Here is a 25,556-nt window from a genome sequence, read left to right on the forward strand (position 1 = left end):
TCTCCGCACTTGTGTCGCAGTGAGCCGGTTGGTCGTGATGCCGACAACGATCGCTGCCCCGATCCCAACCGGGACACCGACGGGCGACGGCAGGAACAGGGCCGCCGCGAGGAATGCCACGGGGAGCATCAGCATCCCGACGACGAACACGGCAGGGGGCGCATTGGTACTCATGCGCGGGCGCGGAGTCCTCTTCGTCGCCTCCACCATCGCCCTCCTCTGGCTCGCCTGACTGGAGCTCCCACCAGACTAGCGTCGTCAAATGAGGACACTGGTATACCTTCTCTCCGGTCGATGGGAGGACATGAGAAGCGGCGCGGGGCGTGCCGTCCGGCGGGCCGACGCGGAAAGATGGAATGCACGCCAGCAAAGGAGCACCATGAGCCGCAGTGCCACCGCCGCCACGAACGCCGTCCGCGAGATGCGCGACTTCCTGTTCGAGCACGCCACGGACTATGCCGCCGCGCGGGCGGGATTCGCGTGGCCGCAGGTCGACGAGTTCAACTTCGCCCTGGAGTGGTTCGACGTGGTGGCCGCCGAGAATCCGCAGCGCCCCGCCGTGCAGATCGTCGACGCCGACCTTCGCCTGCGGTCGTGGACGTATGGCGAGCTCTCCGCCCGCTCCGACCAGGTCGCGTCCTGGCTCGCGGGGCTCGGCATCCGCCGCGGTGACCACGTGATCGTGATGCTCAACAACACGATCGAGCTGTGGGAGGTGATGCTGGCGATCACCAAGATCGGGGCGGTGTCGATCCCGACGTCCACGCTGCTGTCGGCCACCGACCTCGCCTATCGCGTGGAGCACGGCCGCGCCAGCGCCGTCGTCACCCTCGGGACTCTCGCCGAACGGGTCGACGGTCTCGGCCCCGACATCCTCCGCATCGGCGTCGGCGAGGCCCCGCCCGCCTGGGCCCGCTACGCCGACTCCGCCGCCGCGCCCGCCGCGTTCGAGCCGGACGGCCCGACCCCCGCGTCCGACACCGCACTGCTGTACTTCACCTCGGGCACCACGAACCGGCCGAAGCTCGTGCAGCACACCCACGTCTCGTATCCGGTCGGGCACCTGTCGACCATGTGGTGGCTCGGGGTCCGCCCCGACGACGTGCACCTCAACATCTCCTCGCCCGGGTGGGCGAAGCACGCGTGGTCGAGCTTCTACTCGCCGTTCCTGGCCGAGGCCACCGTGTTCGTCTACGACTACGCCCGGTTCGACGCGAACACGCTCATGCAGGTCATGGACACCCACCACGTGTCGACCTTCTGCGCCCCGCCGACCGTGTGGCGCATGCTCATCCAGGCCGACCTGGGCCGCCTGACGCACCCTCCGCGCGAGCTGGTGGGCGCCGGCGAGCCGCTGAACCCCGAGGTCATCGACCGGGTGCGGGAGGCGTGGGGCGGCACCATCCGCGACGGTTTCGGTCAGACCGAGATGACGGCGTGCATCGGCAACTCCCCCGGGCAGCCGGTGAAGATCGGCTCGATGGGCCGCCCGTTGCCGGGATACCCGGTGGTGCTGCTCGACCCCGCCACGGGCGCGGTGGTCGAGCGGGAGGGCGAGATCGCGCTCGACCTGTCGCGCGCGCCGCTCGGACTCATGGCGGGGTACTACGACGACCCGGAGAAGACGGCGGAGTCACGCGCCGGCGGCTACCACCACACGGGCGACATCGCGGTGCGCGACGACGACGGCTACCTCACCTACATCGGGCGCTCCGACGACGTGTTCAAGGCCTCGGACTACAAGATCTCGCCGTTCGAGCTCGAGTCGGTGCTCCTGGAGCACGAGCTCGTAGTCGAGGCGGCCGTGATCCCCAGCCCCGACCCGACGCGGCTCGCGGTGCCGAAGGCGTACGTGTGCCTGACCGCGGATGCGGCGGACGAGACGGCCGCGGCACGATCCGTGTTCGCGTACGCGCACGAGCGCCTGTCGTCGCACCTGTGGGTGCGGATCATCGAGTTCGTGCCGGAGCTGCCGAAGACCATCTCGGGCAAGATCCGTCGCGTGGAGCTGCGGGCGCGCGAGGCCGAGCGCGTCGCGTCGGGCGACGACTCACGGCAGCACCGCGACCGCGACTACCGCTGAGCGCTCAGGAGACGACGGCGACGGGCGACGTGGGCGTCGACGACGTCGCCGCCTTGACGACCGCGGCGACCTTCGGCGTCCCGGTCTTCGCGGGAGCCGCGGCCACCGGAAGCGCCTCGGCCGGCGCCTCGCTGCGGCGCGTCAGCCCCGCGGCACCCACCATGCCGCGCACGACGCCGCCGATCGTGAGCATCAGCACGAGTGCGGAGCCCGAGATGATCAGCGGCAGCCACTGGCTGCCGAAAGACGCGGTGACGCTCAGCAGCGCCCCGACGATCCAGACCCCGACGGCCCCGCCGGTGAGACCACCGGCACCCCGCGCGATCGCGATCCCGGCGACGATCGCGCAGATCACGGCGATCGCCGCGCCCACGTATCCGATCGGAATCAGGACCGCTGCCAGCTCACTGGCCACCCTCAATGTCGTCATGTTGACCCCCCGGTCTGCGGAATTCCCGCATTCTCGACACTAGAAGTGTGTCCCCTCCGGGCCATCCGTCTCAAGTCCGATCCGCATCATCCTCCAGAGGGATATATCGGCTGGATCGGCGACGCACACGAACGCCCCGCGGCCCTGGCGAGGACCGCGGGGCGCTCCGGAGGCATGGCGTCTCACCGGCTCCGCCAGGGACGCCGGGCACCGGCCTGGCCTACTGCTGCGCCGGAGCCTGGAACGCGTCCAGGATCCACCGGTTCTCCGCCTGCTGCCGCGGCTGCATCCCCAGCGGTACCGACTGCTGCTGCGGCGCCGACTGCTGCGCCGGAGCCTGGAACGCGTCCAGGATCCACCGGTTCTCCGCCTGCTGCCACGGCTGCATCCCCAGCGGCACCGACTGCTGCTGGGGCGCCGACTGCTGCGCCGGAGCCCGGAACCCGTCCAGGATCCACCGGTTCTCCGCCTGCTGCCACGGCTGCATCCCCAGCGGCACCGACTGCTGCTGTGGCACCGACTGCTGCTGCGGCGGGGTATCGCCCCAGCCCCCGGTGCTGAACGGCTGGCCCTGCTCCACGGAGAACCCCTGATCCTGCGGGAACCCCGGCTCGTCCCAGGCATCCGCACCCGCGAACCCCGGTGTCAGAAGCACTCCTGCCAGGGCAACGGCTGCCCCGCAGATCGCGAGACCGGATGACGCTCCGTACCTTCTCACCTTCATGATGATCTTCACTCTCGTTTCGATGACGAGTCGTCGTGAAGCGAGGGCCTCGCTTCACTCCCCGCCAACGACGCTATGCGCGAGACACGTTACGGATCGATGACAGCCGCGCCCAGGCTTTGCCGCGCCCCATACTGCGATATGGATGTGCTGGTGGCGGTCAGCGGCGAACGGGCCAGCGCAGGCGCCGAGGGCGCACGACCCGCACCGGTTGCGTGACCACGGCGTCGACGACCATCGAGCCGTCGGTGGGCCCGACGATCGCGATCGCCGAGGTCTCGGTCGCCTCGGCCGGAGCGACCGGGAGCTTCGCGAGACCGCGGTGGGCACGGACGTACGCGGGCACCAGCAGCAGGATCGCGCCGACCCAGGCGAGCGGGTTGCTGAGCGCGACGCCGTCGAAGCCGATCATGGCCCCGAGCACCACGGCCGCCCCGACGCGCATCACCAGCTCGATCACGCCCGTCACGGTCGGCACGAGCGTGTGCCCGAGCCCCTGGAGCGCACCGCGGAGCACGAACAGCATGCCCAGTGCCCAGTAGCCGCAGCCGTTGATGATGAGCATCCGGTGCGCCATGTCGACCACGCCGTCGGAGCCCTCTCCGACGAACAGCCGCACCATGGGAGCGCCGAACGCGATGAGCAGTCCGCCGAGCACGATCGCGGCGGCCACCGCCATCCACGTCGCCTCGACCACGCCGCGGCGGATGCGGTCGGGCCGCCGTCCGCCGTGGTTCTGCGCCGCATACATCGACACGGCGAGCCCGAGCGACGAGAGCAGGGCGACCGCGAGGCTGTCCACGCGCGAGGCCGTGGTGTACGCCGCCACCGCGTCGGCGCCGAGGGTGTTCAGTGCCACCTGCACCGTGAGCGTCCCGATCGCGATGATCGACGCCTGGAAGCCCATCGGCAGGCCGAGACGCAGATGCTCCGCGATGTCGGAGCCGGTGATGCGCCAGTCGGCGCGGCGCAGGTGCAGCATCGGCAGGCGGCGCCGCACGAACTCCAGGCACAGGATCACCGACACGGCCTGCGCGACCACGGTCGCCAGGGCGGCCCCCGCGACGCCCCACTCCAGCGGCCCCACCATCAGGACGACGAGCCCCACGTTGAGCGCGCACGACACCGTGAGGAACACCAGCGGGGTCTTGGAGTCGCCGATCGCGCGGATGATCGCGGAGAGGTAGTTGAAGAACATGGTCGCGCCCGCGCCGAGGAAGCTGATCTGCGTGAACACCGTCGCCTCGGGCATGAGCTCGGACGGGGTCTGCAGCAGCGCCAGGATCGGCCCGGCGATGAGCGGCGCGACCACGGTGAGGATGACGCTGGTGATGCCGCTCAGCAGCACCCCGGTCGCGACCGAGCGGCGCACGGCGGCATCGTCTCGGGCGCCGAAGGCCTGGGCGACCGGGATCGCGAAACCGCTCGTCAGGCCCCACGCGAACCCGAGCAGCAGGAACAGGAGGCTGCCGGTCGCGCCGACCGCCGCGAGCGACTGGACGCCGAGGTGACGCCCGACCACGATCGCGTCGGCGAACTGGTACAGCTGCTGCACGACGTTGCCGAGCAGGAGGGGGATCGAGAAGGCGAGGATGACACGCCACGGACGGCCCGTGGTGAGGGTGGTGGCCATGAAGAGCGGCTCGCAGAAGACGAAGGGCGGATCGGGAAGCGACCAGTTTATCGAATCGTTTCGGGACGAGGGAACACCGGAGGGCGGAATGCCGGAGCTTCTCTGCCGATTTCGGGCGGGCGCACCGCGGTGGTTACTCTGCATCAGTCGCCGGCACGCGAGTGTCGCGGCGTGTCGACGAAGACCGGAGGAGACAGCGTGACGAAGGAAGACACGGGGGCGATCAACAGCACGGGGGCCACCGCCGATGCGGGGAGCGAGCAGCACCTGCGGCGGGCACTGAGCAACCGGCACATCCAACTGCTGGCCATCGGCGGCGCCATCGGCACCGGCCTGTTCATGGGAAGCGGCAAGACGATCTCGGTCGCCGGGCCCTCGGTGATCTTCGTCTACATGATCATCGGGTTCATGCTGTTCTTCGTCATGCGGGCGATGGGCGAGCTGCTGTTGTCGAACCTGAAGTACAAGTCGTTCAGCGACTTCGCGAGCGACCTGCTCGGCCCGTGGGCCGGGTTCTTCACGGGCTGGACCTACTGGTTCTGCTGGGTGGTGACGGGCGTCGCCGACGTGATCGCGATCGCCGGGTACACGGATGCGCTCATCCCCGGTGTCCCGCTGTGGATCCCCGGCCTGCTGGTCGTGGTGATCCTGCTCGCGCTGAACCTGCCGACCGTCGCCGCGTTCGGCGAGATGGAGTTCTGGTTCGCGCTCATCAAGATCGTGGCGATCGTGGCGCTCATCGCGACGGGTCTGGTGATGGTGTTCACCGGCTTCCAGCACGACGCCGGCACCGCGAGCTTCTCGAACCTGTGGGAGCACGGCGGCATGTTCCCGCAGGGGTTCATGGGCTTCGTCGCGGGCTTCCAGATCGCGGTGTTCGCGTTCGTCGGGATCGAACTCGTGGGCACCGCCGCCGCCGAGACCAAAGACCCGAAGCGCAACCTCCCGAAGGCGATCAACGCGATCCCGATCCGCGTGCTGCTGTTCTACGTCGGCGCGCTGATCGTGCTGATGGCGGTCACCCCGTGGACCGAGTACGTGGCCGGGGAGAGCCCGTTCATCGCGATGTTCGCCCTCGCCGGCCTCGGCATCGCCGCGACCGTCGTCAACCTCGTGGTGCTCACCTCGGCCATGTCGAGCGCGAACTCGGGCATCTACTCGACCTCGCGCATGGTGTTCGGCCTCGCGCAGGACGGCGATGCGCCGCGAATGTTCGCCCGCCTGTCGAAGCGTCGCGTGCCGCAGAACGCCCTGTTCCTCTCCTGCATCCTGCTGCTGTCGGGCGTGGTGCTGCTCTATGCGGGCAAGGACATCGGCACCGCGTTCGACATGGTGACCACGGTGTCGGCGGTGTGCTTCATGTTCGTGTGGACGATCTTCCTCTGCAGCTACCTGAAGTACCGGCGCACCCGTCCGGAGAAGGCCGCGGCCTCGGCGTTCAAGATGCCCGGCGGCGTGTTCATGGTGTTCGTGGTGCTCGCCTTCTTCGTCTTCATCCTGTGGGCGCTCACCACCCAGCCCGACACGCTGACGGCCCTCCTGGTCACGCCGATCTGGTTCGCGATCCTCATCGTCGCGTGGGTGTTCGTGCGCAAGTCGCCCCATCACATCGCCCGGCACGAGGCGCACATCGCCTACCTGCGCGACGAGACCATCGACGCACACTAGACGAACGCGACTGCGCAGAATCGGCGGGCCCCCGGGAGGGGAGCCCGCCGATTCGCGTGTGACGCCGCGGTTCTGAGGAGTTGCGGCGAGGTCAGAAGCTCGCGGTGGCGGACACGGGTGCCGCGACGGGTCGCGCGGCGGGCAGGCGCTTGCGCAGAGCGAGGAACAGCAGCACCATCCCGGCCGTGAGCAGCATGTGGCCCAGTCCGGCGATGCCCGCGATCATCTTGGACGACTCCAGGCCGAGCACCGTCAGGGAGCCGTGCCACAGCAGCATGGCCGAGGTGAGCACGAGTCCGGCGGTGTAGAGCCAGAAGAACCAGCCGAACAGGCGGCTCGCGGAGAGCGTGAACGCCCGCTCCAGCAGCAGCACGATCAGGTAGACCACGAAGCCCAGCACCAGCAGGTGGGTGTGCACGAGCCCGAGCTGCGTCGGGGCGCCCTCGGGGAAGTCGTTGAGCTTGGTGAACTCGCGGTAGAAGAGGCCGGAGGCGACCCCGGCGAGCATGGAGGCGAACGCGGCGTAGAAGAGTCGGCGCATGGGTGTTCCTTTCGGGTCACCCCCAGCCTCCGTCGGGCCGGGAATCCGCGGATCCATCGAACGGTGGAGATGCGCGGCTCAGATCACGCCCGTCTCGCGCGCGATCGCCACGGCCCTGGCGCGACTGTCCGCGCCGAGCTTCTCGAACACGTGCACGAGGTGGGTCTTGACCGTGGCCTCCGTCACGAACAGGGTCTTCGCGATCTCGCGGTTCGAGGCGCCCGTGGCGAGCAGCCGCAGCACGTCGAGCTCCCGGTCGGTCAGACGCACCCGGGGTGCCCGCAGCACCTGGCCGACGCGCTCGCTGAGCTCCGGCGTGAGGACGAGCCCGCCCGACGCGGCCGCACGCACCGCACGCACGATGTCGTCCGGGGCGATGTCCTTCAGCAGGTAGCCCGCGGCGCCCGCCTCGACCGCCCCGAGGATCTCGGCGTCGCGGTCGAACGTGGTCAGGATGAGCACGGCGGGGGCGGGGTCCTGCGCACGCAATGCCGCCGTGGTCTGCACGCCGTCCATGCCCGCGCCCAGCCGCAGGTCGCACAGCACCACGTCGGGGTGCAGGTGCCGCGCGAGGGCGACCGCCTCCTCCCCCGACGCCGCCTCGCCCACGACCTCCACGTCGTCGCGGTGGTCGAACAGCGACCGCACCCCCGCGCGCACGATGGGGTGGTCGTCGACGAGCAGCACCCGCACCGCGGTCACCGCAGCGCTCCCGTCTCCCGGGGGCCCGCGGTCCGCAGCGGCACGTGCGCCGAGAGGGCCGTCCCGTCGCCCGGGGCGCTCTCCACGTCGAGGCCTCCGCCGAGCTCCCGCAGCCGCGCCCGCATCGAGCGCAACCCGTAGCCGCCGCCCGCCCCCGTCGTGCCGCGCGCATCCCACCGGGACGCGTCGAAACCCGCCCCGTCGTCGACGATGTCGAGCCGCACGGCGTCGCCCGCATCCGCCAGGGTCACCACGACGCGGGAGGCGCCGGCGTGCGTGCGGACGTTCGCGAGGGCCGACTGCGCCGTCCGCAGCAGCGCGATCTCGGCGTCGATGCCCAGCGGCGGCAGCTCGTCGTCGGCGTGCAGGGTCGTGTCGATGCCGGTCTCGTCCGACAGGCGGTCGAGCATCCGCGCGAGGGCGTCGGCGAGCGCGGTGGACTCCAGCTCCGCGGGCATCAGGTCGTTCACGATGCGCCGCGCGTCGGCCAGCCCCTCGCCTGCGAGCGCACCGATCTGCTCGAGCGCCCTGGTGCGCTGTTCCTGGTCGTCGCCCGCGAGCGCCGCGCGTGACAGCATCCCCACCGACGACAGGCTCTGCGCGACGGTGTCGTGCAGGTCGCGCGACACCCTGGTGCGTTCGGCGCTCGCCCCCGACTCGCGCTGCATGCGGGCGAGCTCGTCCTGCACCGCGGCCATCTCCTCCTGCGTGGCCACGAGCGAGGCGATCAGCCGCCGTCGCTCCCGGCCGTCGCGCACCAGCACGAGGTAGCCGCGGGAGATGCCGAGCGCGAAGACCCCGCCCACGAGAGGACCGATCACGTTGGCGTACGTCGTCTCTCCGGTGTGCACGACCGGGGCGAGGATCACCACCGCGAGCACGAGCACGCTGAGGGGCACCGCCCACCGCAGCGGCAGGATGAACCCGGCGAGCAGCCACAGCGCGAACGCCAGCCACACGAACTCCGGCGACACGACCACGGCCCCGAGCCAGATGAGGGTGAGGCCGAGCAGCCACCAGGTCGCGAGGCGCCGGTCGGCCGTGCGCTCGCCGAGCAGCAGCCCGCCGCCGTACCACCCGAGAAACACCAGTCCGAGGGCGAGCACCCACGGCAGCGGCACGCCGTCGATCGCCGCCCTGACCACGCCGACCGCGAGCAGCACCGCGGTGATGACCGCCTGACCCACGCGGATCGAGTCCACCAGTGTCGCCCACGACCACCGACCGGTGCCGGGGCGCGGTGCGGGCTCTGGCGACGACATGCTCACATTCTTCCCCCGACGGCCCGCCCGTGCGTCCATCGTTCGACGGAGGCGGCGGACGACCTCGGTATCGTGAGGCCGTGACCGCCGCCCACCCCTACCCCGCGACGATCGCGGCCCCGGTGGAGCACGAGCTCGTGATCCGCAAGTCGCGCTTCCTGACGCTGGTCGCGCCCGTGGCGTCGGTAACCGACGCGGAGACCGTGATCGCGGGCGTGCGCAAGCGCGCGTGGGACGCGAACCACAACTGCACGGCCATGGTCACGGGGCTGCGCGGCGATCAGGCCCGCTCCTCCGACGACGGCGAGCCGTCGGGCACCGCGGGAGTGCCGATGCTGGAGGTGCTGCGCCGGCGGGAACTGACCGACGTGGTCGCGGTCGTGACGCGCTACTTCGGCGGGGTGAAGCTCGGGGCGGGCGGGCTCGTGCGCGCGTACGGCTCCGCGGTGTCGGAGACCCTCGACCGCGCGGCGCTCGTGCACCGACGGGCGTTGACCCAGACCACGGTCGAGGTGCCCCACGCCGACGCCGGGCGCTACGACAACCTGCTGCGGGAGTGGGCGCTGCAGCACGGCGCGACCCTCGGCACGCCGCACTACGGAGAGGCCGCGCGCCTGGAGCTGTGGGTTCCTGCGGAGGAGCTGCCGCGACTGTCCGACGACCTCGCCGCCGCGTCGGCCGGAGCCGTGCGCCTCGAAACCGGCGTCGAGCGCGTGGTCGACGTGCCCGCCTGACCGGCACTCCCGGCGGGCGCATACGCGCGGCGGCTATCCTGGACGCCGCGGTCGCGGAAGGAGAGCGATGTTCGACAGTCCGCTCTCGGCCTCGCCGTACGAGATCCTCGAGGTCGACCCGTCCGTCGACGATGCGGAGCTGCGCCGGGCCTACCGCCTCCGCCTCCGCCAGACGCATCCCGACACGGGCGGCGACGCCGCGGTGTTCATCCAGGTGCAGCGGGCGTGGGAGCTGATCGGCACGGCGGAGGGTCGCGCGGCCTACGACCGCCGCACGGGCGTGACCGACGACGGCGCCGAGTGGAGCGGCTGGCGACCGCAGACCGCGCGCACCGACACCCGTCCGCGGGCGCGGTCGTACGGACAGCCCGGCGGCTGGCGCCGCGAGCGCTACCTCACGCTCATCCGGGAGTGGGCGGGCCACGGGGTGGAGGTGCCCGACCCGTACGCGCCGGCTCTCGTGCGGGCCGCGCCGCGGGAGCTGCGGCGCATGCTGGCCGACGCGCTCGCGGAGGAGGCGACCGCGCGCACGGTGTCCGACCTCGGGATGGGCTTCACCGTGTGGCACGACGTCGCGGCCGGGCAGACGCCCGACGACAAGCTCGACCACGTGGTGCTCAGTCCCTCGGGCCTGTACGGCATCATGTCGGAGGACTTCGGCGGGGTGGTGGGCTTCCGCCGCGGCGAGATCACCGGCCCGAGCCTGGGCACCAGGGCTCCGGTGACGGCGGCGCTCGGCCGGATGCGTCAGGTGGCGAAGGCCGCGAAGGTCAGGTTCGGCGGCGCGATCGTGGTGCTGCCGGACGACGATCTGGCGCAGGCGGTGACCCCGCTCGGCAGCAGCCGCGGGGTTCCGGTCGTGGTGGTGCGGCGCAGTGCGCTGGCGATGGTGCTGCGCCAGGGGGTGCCGGGGGCCAGGGCGATCGGCGGCAACGAGCTGTTCGACGTGCGCACGCGCCTGCAGCAGACCGTCCGGTTCGTCTGACCTCCGCTCGTCCGCGATCCCGCTCTTGACGCTTGTCGTCAAACCGGTTTACACTCGTCAAACCGGTTCACGCACCCGAGTGAGCCCGACACCCGCGAGGAGGCGGCATGGGCCGCACCACGATCGCCGACGTCGCCCGCGAGGCCGGCGTCACCAAGGCCACCGTGTCGCACGCGCTCAGCGGCAACCGCCCCATCTCCGAGGAGACCAGGGCGAAGGTGCTCGCCGCGGCCCGCAAGCTCGACTGGGCTCCGAGCCAGAGCGCCAGAGCCCTCGCCACGCGCCGCGCCAACGCGATCGCCGTCGTCCTCGCGCGCGACCCCGAGGTCATCGCGAACGACTCGTTCTTCCCCGCGTTCATCGCCGGGGTCGAGTCGGTGCTCGCCGAGACCGAGACCGCGCTCGTGCTCCAGGTGGTGCAGGGTCGCGAGGCGGAGGAGCGCGCGTACCGCACGCTCGCCCGCGGCCGGGCCGACGGCGCGCTGCTGCTCGACCTGCGCACCGACGACTGGCGCGTGCCCTTCCTCGACGAGCTCGGGCTGCCCACCGTGCTGGTCGGCGCCTACGACCAGCCCAGCCCGTTCTCGTGCGTGCGCACCGACGACGCCGCGCCGATGCGCGAGATCCTCGACCGGCTCCGCGCCGCAGGGCACACGCGCATCGCCCACGTGTCCGGCCCGCTCGACTACGTGCACTCGGCCGCCCGTGCCGCCGCCTACACCGAGGCCGCGGGCTCCGACGAGCTGCTGCGCGAGGGCGACTTCACCGCCGCGAGCGGGCGCGACGTGACCGAGGAACTGCTCGCGCTGCCCGACCGCCCCACGGCGATCCTCTACTCGAACGACACCATGGCCATCGCCGGGCTCTCCCTCGCCCGCTCGCAGGGTCTCGCGATCCCCCGCGACCTGGCCATCTCCGGCTTCGACGACGACCACCTCTCCGCCCACCTCTCCCCCGCGCTCACGAGCGTGTCGTCCGATCCGGCCGCCCGGGGCCGCGCGGCCGCCCGGCTGCTGCAGGAGAGCATCCTCGGCGCCGAACCGCGCACCGAGGTCGTGGACTGCAACGTCGTGCACTTCCGGGAGAGCACCGGCTCCTGAGCCCCCCGCACCACCCATCGCGTCAAGGAGGACACCATGAAGAAGATCCGCGCAGCAGCACTCGTGGGCGCCGTCGCGCTCGTCGTCACCGGATGCTCGTCCGGCGGCGGAGGCGGCGAAGGCTCCGCCGAGGGCACCGGCCCCATCGACATCTGGCTGTCGAACAACGAGCAGGAGGTCGCCTGGGGTCAGGCGGTCGTCGACGCCTGGAACGAGGAGCACCCCGACGAGAAGGTCACCGCGCAGGAGATCCCGGCAGGCTCGTCCTCGGAGGAGGCCATCACCGCGGCGATCACCGCCGGGACCGCGCCGTGCCTGGTCTACAACGTCGCGCCGGCGGCCGTGTCGGGCTGGGTCAAGCAGGGCGGCCTGGTCGACCTCAGCTCGATGGACGGCGGCAGCGACTACATCACCGAGCGCAGCGGCGATGTCGAGCCCTACGCCACGGACGGCAAGTACTACCAGCTGCCGTGGAAGTCGAACCCGGTCATGGTCATGTACAACAAGACCCTGTTCCAGGCCGCCGGGCTCGACCCCGAGGACCCGCAGATGAACACGTACGACGCGTTCCTGGAGGGGGCGCGCGCCATCGTCGACTCGGGCGTGCAGAGCGCCATCTGGCCCGCGCCGACGAGCGAGTTCTACCAGCCGTGGTTCGACTTCTATCCGCTGTACCTCGCCGAGACCGACGGCACCATGCTCGTGGAGGACGGCAAGGCCACGTTCGATTCGGACGACGGCAAGACCGTGGCCGACTTCTGGGCCACCGTGTACGAGGAGAAGCTCGCGCCGAACGAGGCGGCGACCGACGACGCGATGTCCGCCGGCACCACGGCCATGCAGCTCGCCGGCCCCTGGGCCATCCCGTCGTACGCCGAGACGGTCGACGTGGGCTTCATGCCCGTGCCGACCAGCGACGGCCGGGAGAACCCCACCACGTTCGCCGACTCCAAGAGCGTGTCGATGTTCACCGCCTGCGAGAACCAGGCGACCGCGTGGGAGTTCCTGAAGTTCTCCACGAGCGAGGAGGCCGACGGCCAGCTGCTCGAGGCGACCGGCCAGATGCCGATGCGCACGGACCTCACCGACACGTACGCCGACTACTTCTCCGCCAACCCGAACTATGTGGCGTTCGCGGAGCAGGCGGAGAACACGGCCGACGTGCCCAGCATCCCGAACTCGGTGGAGGCCTGGCAGGCGTTCCGCGACGAGTACTCGTCCGCGGTGATCTTCGCGAAGGAGTCGACCTCCGACTTCCTGAAGAACGCCGCCGCGAAGGTCGACGAGCTCGTCGCCGAGTGACATGACCACCGACAACCGACGGCTGCGCACCCGGTGGCTGGGTGCGCAGCCGATCGGCGGCCTCTTCGCGCTGCCGTACCTCGTGTTCGTGATCGCGATCTTCGCGTATCCGCTCGGTTTCGCGGTCTACATCGCCTTCCACGACTACTTCTTCACCGCGCCGGGCGCCGAGGTCGACCGGCCCTTCGTCGGCTTCGACAACTTCGTCACGGTGCTCACCGACCCGCGCGTGCTCGGAGCGTTCCGCAACACCCTCGTGTTCCTGGTGATCAACGTGCCGCTCACGGCGGTGCTGGCGCTCGTGCTCGCAGCCGCCCTGAACACCGGCATCCGCTGGGTGGCCGCGTACCGCGTGGCCTTCTACGTGCCGTACCTCACCGCGAGCGTCTCGCTGGTGGGCGTGTGGATGCTGCTGTTCTCGGGCAACGGGCTCGTCAACACGATCCTGGGGCCGCTCGCGCCCGACCCGTCGTGGCTCGTGAACAGTGCGCTGGCCATGCCGATGATCGCGCTCTACGTCACCTGGAAGCAGCTCGGCTTCTACATCCTGCTGTACCTGGCGGCGCTGCAGAACGTGCCGAAGGAGCTGTACGAGTCCGCCGAGACCGACGGCGCCGGCGCCCTCGCGCGGTTCTGGAACGTGACCGTCCCCGGCGTGCGCAGTGCGACCACGCTCGTGCTGATCCTCTCGATCATCACCGGGGCGAACCTCTTCACCGAGCCGTACCTGCTCACCAACGGCGGCGGGCCGGACGGCGCGTCCACCACGCCGGTGCTGCTCATCTACCAGCTGGGCATCCAGCAGCAGAACCCCGACACCGCGGCCGCGATCGGCATGATCCTGGTGGTGCTCGTGGGGATGCTGTCGCTGGCCGCCAACCGCGCGACGAGGGAGCGATGATGCGCCGGAAGAACACCCTGCCCCGCGTGCTGAGCGTGATCGCGCTCACGATCGCGGCGATCGGCTTCGCCTTCCCGTTCTACTTCATGCTGGTCGGCGCGTTCCAGGAGAACCCGACGAACTCGCCCAGCCAGCTCATCCCCACGGGCGGGTGGACGGTCGACAACTTCGTCGCGATCGACTCGCGCATCGACCTGGTCGGCTCGCTCGTCAACTCGATGATCTTCACGCTCGGCGTGCTGCTGGGCACCGTCGTGTTCGGCCTGCTCGCCGGCTATGCGATCGCCCGGCTCGACTTCCGCGGCCGCGGCGTGATCTGGGTGCTGATGCTGCTCGTGCAGATGGTGCCGTTCCAGCTGCTGATGATCCCGCTGTACGTGCAGATCACGCGCAACTACGGTCTGGGCGACTCGTACCTGGGCATGATCCTGCCGTTCCTCATCAACACGACCGCGGTGTTCATCTTCGTGCAGTTCTTCCGGGCGCTGCCCACGGAGATCTTCGAGGCCGCGCGCATCGACGGCGCGGGCGAGATCCGCCTGCTCACCTCGGTCGCGATCCCGCTGATCCGCCCCGTGCTGGTGACCGTGGTGCTGGTCACCTTCATCGGCCCGTGGAACGAGTTCCTGTGGCCGTTCCTCATCACGAAGGACGCGTCGCTGCAGCCGCTCGCCGTGTCGCTCGCGAACTACATCTCCAACGTCGCGCAGTCCACCGCCAACCCGAACGGGGCGATCCTCGCGGGCGCCACGGCACTCGCATTCCCCGTCGTCATCCTGTTCATCGTCTTCCAGCGCTTCTTCAAGGCCACCGACCTCGGCGCGGCCGTCAAGGGCTAGCCAGAAAGGGCATCCATGTTCACCGGAGCATCCTTCCCCCTCGGTCCGTTCACCCCCTACGAGGGGAACCCGATCCTGCGTCCGCGCGGCGACAGCTGGGAGTCGGCGAACCTCTACAACCCGGCGGCCCTGGTCGACGGCGACGAGGTGCTGCTGCTGTACCGCGCGCACGCCGACGACATCGTGTCGCACATCGGGCTCGCCCGCTCCCGCGACGGGGTCACGTTCACGCGCGAGGACGCGCCGATCCTCTCCCCCGTCGAGGACTACGAGCGCTACGGCTGCGAGGATCCGCGCATCGCGCTGATCGACGGCACCTACTACCTCACCTACACCGGGTGGGACCGTCACAGCGCTCAGCTGTGCCTTGCGACCTCGACCGACCTGCGCACCTGGACCAGGCACGGCCCGCTGTTCGACGACTTCGACACCTTCAAGACCATGGACCCGCGCGGGTTCAACTGGTCGAAGGCCGGGGTGATCGTCCCGCAGAAGATGCACGGCAAGTGGTGGATGTACTTCGGCGAGGGCGGCATCTACTGGGCGACCAGCGACGACCTCATCCACTGGACACCCGGCACCCCCGACACCGAGCCGATGTACACGCCCACGCCCGGCACCTGGGACGAGGCGCTGGTGGAGATCGGCACCTCGCCCGTGGTCACCGACAACGGGCTGCTGGTGATGCTCACCAACGGCGCCACACGCACGGTGCACGACGACGGCACGGTCGACGTCGACTACCGCTGCGGGCAGATCGCCATCGACCCGGACGAGCCGACGAAGGTCATCGCCCGGATGCAGGAGCCGTGGCTGCGCCCGCAGAGCTTCGAGGATCTGCACGGCCTGGTGTCGAACGTGACCTTCGTGGAGGGACTGGTGAAGTTCCACGGGAAGTGGTTCGCGTACTACGGCCAGTCCGACACGACCCTGGCCGTCGCGATCCACGACCCCGCGGAGCCGTGGGGCCGCGCGCTGCGCGAGGCCGAGGGCGAGGAGTGAGGCCATGGAGACCACGCGCCGCACCTTCCTGACGCTCGCCGCGACCACGTCCGCCCTGGCGCTGCTGCCCGTCGACGCCGCGGTGGCCCAGGGCACCGCGGCCGGATCGGCCCTCCGCCCGGCCAGCGCCCGCGGTCGCCGCCTCACGAACCTCGCGCACCTGCGGTTCCTGCTGGCCGACGTGCCGGTGGTCGCGAGCGACACGCACACCACCGAGGGCATCGCGGAGCGCCCCGTCGTGCGGGCGCCGTGGACCTACGCCGACACCGACGGCGCGGGCGGCTACCGTCCCGTCGGCGGCGGCACGCGCGACGCCGCCACCGGCTACTGGTCGCAGGGCGCGTACAACGCCGACGACATCGCCCGCGCCGCGGTGGTGTTCCTGCGGGACTGGCGCGCCACGGGCGACCCGCAGAGCCGCGACGACGCCCGCGACGTGCTCCGCTCCCTCGCGTTCCTCCAGACCGTGTCGGGGCCGAACGCCGGACGCGTGGTGCTGTGGCAGCAGGAGGACGGCACACTCACGCCGAGCGCGATCCCGGTGGAGCTGCCCGACCCCTCGGACTCGGCGGAGTCGTACTGGCTGGCCCGCACCGTGTGGGCCTTCGGAGAGGGATACGCCGCGTTCCGCACGGAGGATCCCGCCTTCGCGGAGTTCCTGCGAGCGCGGCTGCACCTGTGCCTGGACGCGCTGGCGCGCGAGTCGCTCGGCCGTGCAGGGCAGTGGGTCCGCAGCGACGGACGCGACCTGCCGGCGTGGCTCATCGCGGGCGGCGCCGACGCCACCGCGGAGGCGATGCTCGGGCTCGCCGCCGCCGCGGAGGCCGGAGACGACCGCAGCCGCACGGCCCTGCAGACGTACGCCGAGGGCGTGGCGGCCATGGCGACCGACCCCGAGCAGGGCTGGCCGTTCGGGGCCGTGCTGCCGTGGACGGGCTCGCTGGGGTTCTGGCACGCGTGGGGCGCGGCGGCTCCCGAGGCGCTGGCCAGGGCGGGCGGCGTGCTGCGACGCCCCGACCTCTCCGCCGCGGCCGTGGCTGACGCGGCCCGCTTCACGCCGCAGGTGCTGACCTCGGGCGGACCGCACAACGCGTGGGCGCCGCTGCCCGCCGAGGCGCAGATCGCCTACGGCGCACACGGCCGCGTGGCCGGGGCGCTGCAGGCGGCGAGCGCGGGCGGCGAGAGACTGCGGGCGATCGCGGGGCTCGCGGCGGGATGGTTCTTCGGCGCCAACACCGCGGGCGTGCCGGTGTACGACCCCGCGACCGGCGTGACCTTCGACGGCGTCGAGACCGACGGCCGCGTGAACCGCAACTCGGGCGCGGAGTCGACGATCCACGGCCTGCTCACGATGCAGCTGCTCGACGCGAACCCCGACGTGGCGCGGCTGGCGACCTCGATCACGGGGCTGTCGTCGTTCGCGGGACTGCGGGCGCTCGACGCCGAGGCCGCACGGCTCTCGCCCGGGTGCACGGTCGAGCGTCCCGCGGACGGCGCGTGGACCGGCGAGGGCAACCTCGCGGGCGGCGCGTTCGTGCGGGTGCCCGAGGGCGAGTGGGTCGAGTTCGACCTCACCGAGCCCGGCGGGGTGCTGCACGGGCTCGTGTGGCGGCAGGCCGCGGACGCCGGGACCGCGGTGTGGGAGGCGCGGCGCGGCGGACGGCGGCTGTGGAGCACCGAGACCGCGGCCGGGGGCACGGGCGACCGCGGACTCACGGAGGCGGACGGCATGCTCGTGCCGCAGCTGCTCGGCGGCGGACTCCCGGACGGCCCCGTGACCGTGCGCTGCACCAGCCGCGGCGACCTGCGCCTGGACGCGCTGGTGGTGCAACCCCGCGTGACCACGGCGGTGTACGCGACCACGGGCGGCGCGGCGGTGCTGTACGCCAACGCGACCGCGGAGCAGCAGCGCGTGGCACCCCTGGCACCCGGAGCGGGCACGGCCTACGACGAGAGCGGAGCACCGCGCGGGAACGGCACCCCGGGCGGCCGCGTGCGCGTGCGGGGGCGGGGCTTCACGGTGACGCGGCGCTGAGGCCCGCGGCCGCCGGGGCGACTCGCCATGCCGGCATGCTCTTTTTGAGTCACTCAAAAGAACGTGTAGAGTCGAGGACATGGAGACAGACCTCGACTCGGCGCTGCGAGGCGCCGGGCTGCGTGCGACCGCGGGCCGCGTCGCCGTTCTCGAGGCTCTCGGCTCCATGGCCCACACGGATGCGGAGCGCGTCTACCGCGCGGTCTCCGAGTCGCTGCCGACCACGTCGATCCAGTCGGTGCACAACATCCTCGCGGACCTGACGACGGCGGGGCTCATCCGCCGGATCGAACCGGCAGGGTCCGCGGCGCTCTACGAACGGCGCATCGGCGACAACCACCACCACGTCGTGTGCACCTCCTGCGGTGCGATCGGCGACGTGGACTGCGTCGTCGGCGAGGCGCCGTGCCTCACCCCCTCCTCCACGGGGGGATTCACCGTCCAGACAGCCGAAGTCACCTTCTGGGGCCTGTGCCCCAGCTGCCAGAACGCCGCGTAGGCCCGCCTCCGACCGCCCGTCCCCCGACGGCGCTGTTCGGCGTGCCCGCGCGCAGAAGGAGAACACCATGTCGAACCCCATCGGGTCGAACCGTCCGGCCACCACGACGCAGACGGGTACGCCCATCGCGAGCGACACCCACTCCCTCACGGTCGGTGCCGACGGCCCCACCGTGCTGCACGACCAGCACCTGGTCGAGAAGATCGCCTCGTTCAACCGCGAGCGGGTGCCGGAGCGCAACCCGCACGCCAAGGGCGGTGGCGCGTTCGGCGAGTTCGTCGTCACGGAGGACGTGTCGCAGTACACCAGGGCCGCGGTGTTCCAGCCCGGTGCCACGTCCGAGACGCTGATCCGCTTCTCCTCCGTCGCGGGCGAGCAGGGCTCCCCCGACACCTGGCGCGACGTGCGCGGCTTCTCGCTGCGGTTCTACACGACCGAGGGCAACCTCGACATCGTGGGCAACAACACCCCCACGTTCTTCCTGCGCGACGCCATCAAGTTCCCCGACTTCATCCACTCGCAGAAGCGCCTGGGCGACTCCGGTCTGCGCGACGCCGACATGCAGTGGGACTTCTGGACGCTCTCGCCCGAGTCCGCCCACCAGGTCACGTACCTCATGGGCGACCGCGGCCTCCCCCGCAGCTGGCGCCACATGAACGGCTACGGCTCGCACACCTACTCGTGGGTGAACGCCGCGGGCGAGCTGTTCTGGGTGAAGTACCACTTCCTGGCACACCAGGGTGTCGAGGCGATGAGCCCGGAGGAGGCCGAGAAGCTCGCCGGCACCGACGCCGACCACTACCGCCGCGACCTGTTCCAGTCGATCGCCCAGGGCGACTTCCCGAAGTGGGACCTGTACGTGCAGATCATGCCGTACGACGAGGCGAAGGACTACCGCTTCAACCCGTTCGACCTGACCAAGACGATCTCGAAGAAGGACTACCCGCGCATCAAGGTCGGCACGCTGACCCTGAACCGCAACCCGGAGAACTTCTTCGCGCAGATCGAGCAGGCGGGCTTCGCGCCCGGCAACCAGGTGCCCGGCACGGGCATCTCGCCCGACAAGATGCTGATGGGCCGCATCTTCGCGTACCCCGACGCGCAGCGTCACCGCATCGGCGCGAACTACAACCAGCTGCCGGTCAACCAGCCGCACGCGGCCGAGGTGCGCAACTACCAGCACGAGGGCTCGATGCGGTACCAGTACAACGACGCCGCGCACCGCACCTACCAGCCGAACTCGTTCGGCCCCGCCGGCGGCCCCGAGGCCGACCCGGCGAAGGGTGTCGAGGCGAACTGGGCGGCCGACGGCGAGCTGACCCGCTCCGCGGCGACCCTGCACGCCGAGGACGACGACTTCGGCCAGGCCGGCACGCTCTACCGCGAGGTGTTCGACGGGGAGCAGCGCGCCCGCTTCCTGGAGACGCTGACCGGCCAGGGCCGCTCGATCACGATCGACGCGATCCGCGAGCGCTTCTTCCAGTACTGGACGAACGTGGACGCCGAGCTCGGCGCCGCGCTCCGCGACCGGGTCTGACCCGGGTCGGCGCCCCTCCCTCCGTCATCCGGGGAGGGGCGCCGCCGGCGGGGACCCCGACGAACGCCCCCTTCTGCACCGTGCCCGCAGGAGGGGGTTCGTCGTCGGTGCGGCCGCTACCGCGCGAGAGGGAGCAGGATGGAGGGGTGGCCGTTCCCCTCTCCGACCTGACCGCGATGCCCGCTCCCCAGCACGTGTACGCCCCCGACGGCACCCGGCTGGCGACCTACACGTGGGGTGAGCTCGATGCCCCGGTCGTGGTGGCGGTGCACGGCTTCGCGTCGAGCGCGCGCGACAACTGGGTGCTCACGGGCTGGGTGCGCGAGCTCACCGCGGCCGGCTACCGCGTGCTGGCTCTGGACCAGCGGGGGCACGGCCAGAGCGACAAGCCGCACGAGGCCGACGCCTACGCGATCCGCGCCCTGGCGACCGACGTGGAGACGGTGATGGACACCTACCTCGTCGACGACGCCTTCTACCTGGGCTACTCGCTGGGTGCGCGCGTCGGCTGGGAGGTCGTGCGGGAGCTCCCGCACCGGATCGGCCGGGCGGTGCTCGGCGGCGTGCCGGACGGCATCCCCCTGGCCCGGCTCGACCTGGACGAGGTGCGGGCGTATCTCGCCGACGGCACGCCGGTGACCGACCGCACCACCCAGAACTACATCGCCCTGACCGAGCGCGTGCCCGGCAACGACCTGCGGGCCCTGGTCGCGCTGGCAGAGGGGCTGCGCGGCTTGGGCACGATCGACCCCGACCCGGCCGACGCCCCGACCCGGCCGATCCTGTTCGCGACCGGGTCGAAAGACGCGATCATCGAGGGCTCGCGGGCACTGGCGGCCGCGGCCCCCGACGGCCGGTTCGTGGAGATCCCGAACCGGCATCACTTCAACGCGCCGGGCTCGCGCGACTTCAAGGAAGCCGCGCTCGCCTTCTTCGCCGAGGGCTGACCGCGGTCAGCTCGTGGTGGCGTCCTCACGCTTCGGCAGCACCCAGCCCGCGCGCGGGAAGTGGCACGTGTAGCCGTTCGGGTACTTGATCAGGTAGTCCTGGTGCTCCTCCTCGGCCTGCCAGAACGGCCCGGCGGGCTCGATGGTGGTGACGGCCTTCGCCGGCCACAGCCCGGAGGCGTCGACGTCGGCGATCGTGTCGCGCGCGACCTGCTCCTGCTCGGGGGTGAGCGGGAAGATCGCGGAGCGGTAGCTCGACCCGATGTCGTTGCCCTGACGGTTCAGCGTCGACGGGTCGTGGATCTGGAAGAAGAACGCGAGGATGTCGCGGTAGGTCGTCTGGGTCGGGTCGAACACGATCTCGACCGCCTCCGCGTGACCGGGATGGTTGCGGTAGGTGGCGTGGTCGTTCTCGCCGCCGGTGTATCCGACCCGGGTGTCGAGCACCCCGGGCTGGCGGCGGATCAGGTCTTCCATGCCCCAGAAGCAGCCGCCCGCCAGCACGGCGGTCTCGGTCCCGGGGGTGCGGGTGATGGTTCCGGTGTCGGTCATGACTGCTCCTCAGCGGTGTCGGGGGTGTCGGGTGTCGTGGTGGGGTCCGCGGCGAAGAGGCGGCTGTAGCGACCGTACCCCTCCTCCTCCAGCCTGTCAGCCGGGATGAAGCGCAGGGCCGCGGAGTTCATGCAGTAGCGCAGGCCACCTTCGGCCGCCGGTCCGTCGTCGAACACGTGACCCAGGTGGCTGTCGGCCCCGGTCGAGCGGGCCTCGGTGCGGGTCATCCACAGCGTGCGGTCGGTCTTGGTGGTCACGGCCTCGGCGTCGATCGGGCGCGTGAAGCTCGGCCAGCCGGTGCCGCTGTCGTACTTGTCGCGGGACGAGAACAGCGGCTGCCCGGAGACCACGTCGACGTAGATGCCGTCGTCGTGGGTGTTCCAGTAGGCGTTGCGGAAGGGCGGCTCGGTGGCGTCCTGCTGCGTCACCTCGTACTGCAGGTTCGTCAGGGCGCTGACCGCCTCGGGGGTCTTGCCGTAGTCGTTCGACATGAGTGGCTCCTTGTCCGGCGCCGCTGGCTGCGGCGTCATAGAGGAGAACCCGTACCGTCCCCGTTTTGGTCCCGCGGGGCTGGGAGCGGGCTGTGAGTTTTCGACGGCTCAGGCGGAGGCGCGCACGAGGTCCAGGTTCGCGGTGGCGGTGCGGAGGATGTCGGCGACCGTGCGGTCGTCGGGGCGGCGCGCGACCTTCAGGCCGAGCCACGCGACGTCGCCGGCGGCGGTGAGGGCCGCCGCGACGTGGGCGCGGTCGAGCAGAGAGCGCGACGCGGGGTGGGTCTCCGCGATCGGGAGGTGCGCGTCGATCCACGGGTAGCCGTAGGGGCTCTCCACGGGGGCGGCGCCGGAGAGGGCGAGCCCGGTCAGCAGGCCGGACGCCGCGGCGTCGGCGATCTGCGCGGTGACCGCGTCGGCATCGCGGAGCTCGATCGCGGAGCGCCCCCAGTTCAGCCACAGCCCCACCGGGACGTCGGCGAGGCGGATCGCGGCGATCTCGTCCGCGAGGGGCAGGAACCCCTTCTCGGGCGTCCGGTCCGGCACGTGCGCGTCGCAGTGTTCGATCGCCAGGACGGCGCCGGACCAGTCGAGCGCGGTCACCTCGTCGAGCGACCGGGCGAGGGCGGCGGCGTCTCCGGTCGCGCGCGGCGCGGTGTGCAGCGTGACCACGGCCACGTGGGCGGCGCGCTCGTCGCGGAGCCGGACGACGTCGGCGGCCACCCGGCGCAGATCGGCGACCGCGGCCGCACGGCCCTCGGCGTCGGGCGACGCGAGACCGTAGCGGGGGTCCTCCCCCACGCGGCGCATCACGAACGGCACGGGCGTGACCGCGAGCGGCACCCCGGGCACGTGCGCGAGGAACCAGTCGTCGTCGTGCGGGTGGAGGCCGCCCATCCACGGCACCTCGAGCCCCGCGACCCCGGGGAGGGCGCAGAGCGCCGGCAGCAGCTCGGCCTCCAGCGCCGGATCCCACTGGGCGTGAGCGGGCGAGAGCGGGTAGGCGCTGACGAGCAGCGGTGCGGTCACGCCCTGGCCTCCGCGATGCCGTCGACGAACCACGACGTGAGGGTGGACGGGTGCGTGATCGCGGTGCCCACGCACACGGAGGCGGCACCGGCGCGGAGGGCCGCGGCGGCGTGCTCCGGGCGGTGCACGCGGCCCTCCGCCACGATCGGACGGGTGCAGCGCCCGGCGATCAGCTCGATCAGCTCCAGGTCGGGTCCGTCGGTCTTCGGCCGCTCGCCCGTGTACCCGGAGAGCGTGGTGCCGAGCAGGTCCGCCCCCGCCTCCTCCGCGGCGACCGCGTCGTCGAGCGAGCCGCAGTCGGCCATGATCAGCGCGTCGGTGTGGGCGCGGAGCCCGGCGATCGTCTGCGCGAGCGTGAGGCCGTCCGGCCGCGGGCGACGGGTGCCGTCGATCGCGACGATGTCGGCCCCGGCATCCGCCACGGCCCGCGCGTGTGCCAGGGTCGGGGTGATGAAGACGTCGGACTCGCCGTCCTTCCACAGGCCGACGACCGGCACCGGGAGGTCGGCGACCGCGCGGATGTCGTCGATGCCCTGCACCCGGATGCCCGCAGCACCGCCGGCGAGGGCGGCCGCGGCGACCTGCGCCATGGTGCGCGGGTCGCGCATGGCCTCGCCGGGGTAGGCCTGGCACGAGACGATCAGGCCGCCGCGCAGCCGGTCGATGGTATCGGTGAATCTCATGAGTTCCTCCAGGCCGATGCGGCGGCTCCCCGCAGCGGTGCGTCATCGCCGAGCGCACCCGGCAGGATCGGGGTGGACTGCAGCGCGTCGATGGCCTCGGCGCGGTACGCGGCGCGCATCGGACCCCACCACGCCTCGCCGATGTTCGGCACGCCCCCGGTGACGACGAAGCGCTCCGGGTCGAGGATCGTGGCGGCACCCGCGAGCGCACGGCCCACGGCGGCCGCGGACTCCTCGAGCGCGCGCCGGGCCACGGGGTCTCCGGCGGCGGCCGCGGTCGCGACACCGCGGGCGTCGCGGATCGTGGGGTCGCCACCGAGCGACAGGAAGTGCCGGTGCATGCCGATGCCGGAGCCGATCGCCTCCAGGTGACCGCGGCGACCGCAGGGGCAGCGCAGATGCTCGGCCCCGGGTGTCGGGAGGTGCGCGATCTCGCCCGCCACGTGATGGGCGCCGCGCGCCGCGCGGCCGTCGAGGATCAGCCCGGCGCCGACGCCCGTGCCGACCGCGACGATCAGGGCGCTCGCGGCCCCGGACGCCGCGCCGTGGCGGTGCTCCCCGGCGGCATGGGCGTCGACGTCGTTCTGCACGGCGACCACGGCGTCGGGCTGCAGCCGCGGACCGAGGGCCGCGCGCACGAGGGCGGCGAGCGGGGTGCCCGGCCAGTCGGCGAACGTGTCGGTGGCCGACACGATGGTGCCCGTCGACGCGTCGACGACCCCGGCCGTGCCGATGCCGACACCCGCGAACGTCGTGGCCTCGGGGAGCAGCCGCGCGGCCAGCGCGGCCACGGTCGCGACGACCGCGGCCGGCCCCTCGGCGGCGGGCGTGGGGGCCACCTCGGTGCGCAGCAGCACGTCCGAACGGTCGGCGACCGCCGCGGCCGTCTTGGTGCCGCCGATGTCGACGGCGAGGACGACCTCGCCCATCACACCGCGACCGGGAGCAGCCCGAGCTCGTCGAGGATGGCGCGGATGCCGGCGACCGCGTCGGCGTCGAGCGCCTGCACCGTGTCGGCCATGGTCGCGTGGTCGATGATGCCGCGAGCGTGCATGGCCGCCTTGAACGCGCCGACCCCGGTCGCGTCGCCGGAGAGGCCCCGCGGCTGGAACACGATGTCGAACAGGCGGTTGATGCGCTCCTGCTCGGCGCGGGCGGCCGTCCAGTCGCCCTGCTGCGCGGCGTTCCACAGGCGCACGTAGCCCGCAGCCTCGACGTTCGCGAGGCCCGGGACCACGCCGGCCGCGCCGACCAGGGCCATCGCGTCGACCACGACCTCGTGCCCGGTGAGCAGCTGCAGCGGGCGGCCGGCCGCCTCGTTCGCGGCGACCAGGCGGCGGAACGACACGTCGTCGCCCGAGGAGTCCTTCACACCCTGGATCACGCCCTCGGTGCCCAGCTGCACGAGCAGGTCGACCCCGAGCTTCGTGTGCACCCGGACGGGCACGTCATAGGCCCACAGCGGGGCGTCGATCGCGGCGGCGATGGTGCGGAAGTGGTCGGCGACCTCGGCGGCCGAGTTGAGCGTGTACAGCGGGGCGGTGGTGACGATGGCCTGCGCACCCGCCTCGACCAGGCGGCGGGCGGTCTCGATGATGCGCGGGGCGGTCAGCTCGATGGCGCCCGCGATCACCGGCACCCGGCCGGCGTTCGCGGCGACGATCGTGCGCAGCAGCTCGACGCGCTGGTCGTCGGTGAAGTACGCGGTCTCCCCGGTCGAGCCGAGCGCGAAGAGGCCGGAGACGCCCTCGTCGATCAGCCGTTCGACGAGCCGGGTGAGGGAGGCGTGGTCGATCGTGCCGTCCGGGAGGAGCGGGGTGGCGACGGGAGGGACGACGCCGGAGAACGAAGGGGCGGGGGAAGCAGAGGACATGTGT

Annotated in this window: 25 protein-coding genes; 13 read left to right on the forward strand and 12 right to left on the reverse strand. The window is 71.8% G+C overall.

The genetic code is table 11. The features are described from left to right. The first annotated feature begins 379 nt into the window (after positions 1–379). Positions 380–2,083, forward strand: a complete 1,704-nt coding sequence (locus KV394_RS04520; RefSeq protein WP_247982410.1) for an AMP-binding protein — start codon at positions 380–382, stop codon at positions 2,081–2,083. Positions 2,084–2,087: 4 nt separating this feature from the next. Here KV394_RS04520 and KV394_RS04525 read toward each other — a convergent pair whose 3' ends face one another. The 3 genes from KV394_RS04525 to KV394_RS04535 all read right to left on the reverse strand — a co-directional run bounded on the left by KV394_RS04525 (position 2,088) and on the right by KV394_RS04535 (position 4,870). After that, positions 2,088–2,513 (reverse strand): hypothetical protein, encoded by a 426-nt coding sequence (locus KV394_RS04525; RefSeq protein WP_136029013.1) that lies wholly within the window; start codon positions 2,511–2,513, stop codon positions 2,088–2,090. Between the two features lie 220 nt (positions 2,514–2,733). Beyond that, positions 2,734–3,168 (reverse strand): hypothetical protein, encoded by a 435-nt coding sequence (locus KV394_RS04530; RefSeq protein ID WP_247982411.1) that lies wholly within the window; start codon positions 3,166–3,168, stop codon positions 2,734–2,736. Positions 3,169–3,397: 229 nt separating this feature from the next. Further along, positions 3,398–4,870: an MATE family efflux transporter gene (locus KV394_RS04535; RefSeq protein ID WP_136028574.1), complete on the reverse strand. Its 1,473-nt coding sequence runs from the start codon at positions 4,868–4,870 to the stop codon at positions 3,398–3,400. 222 nt (positions 4,871–5,092) lie between these two features. On the opposite strand from KV394_RS04535, the gene cycA reads away from it, so the two are divergent. Continuing rightward, positions 5,093–6,538 (forward strand): D-serine/D-alanine/glycine transporter, encoded by a 1,446-nt coding sequence (gene cycA / locus KV394_RS04540; RefSeq protein WP_247982839.1) that lies wholly within the window; start codon positions 5,093–5,095, stop codon positions 6,536–6,538. Between the two features lie 91 nt (positions 6,539–6,629). Here the strand turns inward: cycA and KV394_RS04545 are convergent, their stop codons facing one another. The 3 genes from KV394_RS04545 to KV394_RS04555 all read right to left on the reverse strand — a co-directional run bounded on the left by KV394_RS04545 (position 6,630) and on the right by KV394_RS04555 (position 9,043). Further along, positions 6,630–7,079, reverse strand: coding sequence for a DUF2871 domain-containing protein (locus tag KV394_RS04545; RefSeq protein ID WP_247982412.1), 450 nt, complete (start codon positions 7,077–7,079; stop codon positions 6,630–6,632). Between the two features lie 78 nt (positions 7,080–7,157). Continuing rightward, positions 7,158–7,781, reverse strand: coding sequence for a response regulator (locus KV394_RS04550; RefSeq protein WP_136028572.1), 624 nt, complete (start codon positions 7,779–7,781; stop codon positions 7,158–7,160). Continuing rightward, the gene (locus KV394_RS04555) at positions 7,778–9,043 is read right to left on the reverse strand and encodes a sensor histidine kinase (RefSeq protein ID WP_247982413.1); all 1,266 of its coding nucleotides are present in this window, start codon (positions 9,041–9,043) and stop codon (positions 7,778–7,780) included. The genes KV394_RS04550 and KV394_RS04555 overlap by 4 nt, the downstream gene beginning before the upstream one ends. 80 nt (positions 9,044–9,123) lie before the next feature. Here KV394_RS04555 and KV394_RS04560 point away from each other — a divergent pair, with 80 nt between their 5' ends. From KV394_RS04560 to KV394_RS04610, 11 genes are all read left to right on the forward strand, one after another. After that, complete coding sequence (locus KV394_RS04560) at positions 9,124–9,777, forward strand: IMPACT family protein (protein ID WP_136046034.1); 654 nt, start codon at positions 9,124–9,126, stop codon at positions 9,775–9,777. A 67-nt stretch (positions 9,778–9,844) separates the two neighbouring features. Next, complete coding sequence (locus KV394_RS04565; RefSeq protein WP_136028569.1) at positions 9,845–10,762, forward strand: J domain-containing protein; 918 nt, start codon at positions 9,845–9,847, stop codon at positions 10,760–10,762. 107 nt (positions 10,763–10,869) lie between these two features. After that, positions 10,870–11,862, forward strand: a complete 993-nt coding sequence (locus KV394_RS04570) for a LacI family DNA-binding transcriptional regulator (RefSeq protein WP_247637968.1) — start codon at positions 10,870–10,872, stop codon at positions 11,860–11,862. A gap of 36 nt (positions 11,863–11,898) precedes the next feature. Next, the gene (locus KV394_RS04575) at positions 11,899–13,164 is read left to right on the forward strand and encodes an ABC transporter substrate-binding protein (protein ID WP_206252255.1); all 1,266 of its coding nucleotides are present in this window, start codon (positions 11,899–11,901) and stop codon (positions 13,162–13,164) included. 1 nt (position 13,165) lies between these two features. Further along, positions 13,166–14,065 (forward strand): carbohydrate ABC transporter permease, encoded by a 900-nt coding sequence (locus tag KV394_RS04580; protein ID WP_136028566.1) that lies wholly within the window; start codon positions 13,166–13,168, stop codon positions 14,063–14,065. Next, positions 14,062–14,904, forward strand: coding sequence for a carbohydrate ABC transporter permease (locus KV394_RS04585; protein WP_136028565.1), 843 nt, complete (start codon positions 14,062–14,064; stop codon positions 14,902–14,904). Before KV394_RS04580 ends, KV394_RS04585 begins: the two co-directional genes overlap by 4 nt. Positions 14,905–14,919: 15 nt before the next feature. Then, a complete protein-coding gene (locus KV394_RS04590) occupies positions 14,920–15,906 on the forward strand; it encodes a glycoside hydrolase family 130 protein (protein ID WP_136046037.1) in 987 nt (328 codons plus the stop codon). 4 nt (positions 15,907–15,910) lie between these two features. Continuing rightward, on the forward strand, positions 15,911–17,941 hold the full coding sequence (locus tag KV394_RS04595; RefSeq protein ID WP_247982414.1) for a hypothetical protein: 2,031 nt from the start codon (positions 15,911–15,913) through the stop codon (positions 17,939–17,941). Positions 17,942–18,020: 79 nt separating this feature from the next. Beyond that, positions 18,021–18,440, forward strand: a complete 420-nt coding sequence (locus tag KV394_RS04600) for a Fur family transcriptional regulator (RefSeq protein ID WP_136028563.1) — start codon at positions 18,021–18,023, stop codon at positions 18,438–18,440. A 67-nt stretch (positions 18,441–18,507) separates the two neighbouring features. Then, a complete protein-coding gene (locus KV394_RS04605; protein ID WP_136035556.1) occupies positions 18,508–19,977 on the forward strand; it encodes a catalase in 1,470 nt (489 codons plus the stop codon). Between the two features lie 146 nt (positions 19,978–20,123). Then, a complete protein-coding gene (locus tag KV394_RS04610) occupies positions 20,124–20,924 on the forward strand; it encodes an alpha/beta fold hydrolase (RefSeq protein WP_247982415.1) in 801 nt (266 codons plus the stop codon). A 6-nt stretch (positions 20,925–20,930) separates the two neighbouring features. Here the strand turns inward: KV394_RS04610 and msrA are convergent, their stop codons facing one another. The 6 genes from msrA to KV394_RS04640 form a co-directional block, all read right to left on the reverse strand. Continuing rightward, positions 20,931–21,476 carry a peptide-methionine (S)-S-oxide reductase MsrA gene (gene msrA, locus KV394_RS04615; RefSeq protein ID WP_247982416.1) on the reverse strand — a complete coding sequence of 182 codons (546 nt, stop codon included), beginning with the start codon at positions 21,474–21,476 and terminating at the stop codon, positions 20,931–20,933. Next, positions 21,473–21,967, reverse strand: coding sequence for a peptide-methionine (R)-S-oxide reductase MsrB (gene msrB, locus KV394_RS04620; protein WP_136028559.1), 495 nt, complete (start codon positions 21,965–21,967; stop codon positions 21,473–21,475). Before msrB ends, msrA begins: the two co-directional genes overlap by 4 nt. Positions 21,968–22,075: 108 nt before the next feature. After that, complete coding sequence (locus KV394_RS04625; RefSeq protein ID WP_247982417.1) at positions 22,076–22,996, reverse strand: DUF4862 family protein; 921 nt, start codon at positions 22,994–22,996, stop codon at positions 22,076–22,078. Then, positions 22,993–23,679, reverse strand: a complete 687-nt coding sequence (locus KV394_RS04630) for an N-acetylmannosamine-6-phosphate 2-epimerase (protein WP_247982418.1) — start codon at positions 23,677–23,679, stop codon at positions 22,993–22,995. The genes KV394_RS04625 and KV394_RS04630 overlap by 4 nt, the downstream gene beginning before the upstream one ends. After that, positions 23,676–24,608, reverse strand: a complete 933-nt coding sequence (locus KV394_RS04635) for an ROK family protein (protein ID WP_247982419.1) — start codon at positions 24,606–24,608, stop codon at positions 23,676–23,678. The genes KV394_RS04630 and KV394_RS04635 overlap by 4 nt, the downstream gene beginning before the upstream one ends. Continuing rightward, the gene (locus KV394_RS04640; RefSeq protein WP_136035578.1) at positions 24,608–25,552 is read right to left on the reverse strand and encodes a dihydrodipicolinate synthase family protein; all 945 of its coding nucleotides are present in this window, start codon (positions 25,550–25,552) and stop codon (positions 24,608–24,610) included. Before KV394_RS04640 ends, KV394_RS04635 begins: the two co-directional genes overlap by 1 nt. Between the last annotated feature and the right edge of the window lie 4 nt (positions 25,553–25,556).

It is taken from the genome of Microbacterium sufflavum (assembly GCF_023101165.1).
In the GTDB taxonomy this organism is placed as follows: domain Bacteria; phylum Actinomycetota; class Actinomycetes; order Actinomycetales; family Microbacteriaceae; genus Microbacterium; species Microbacterium sufflavum.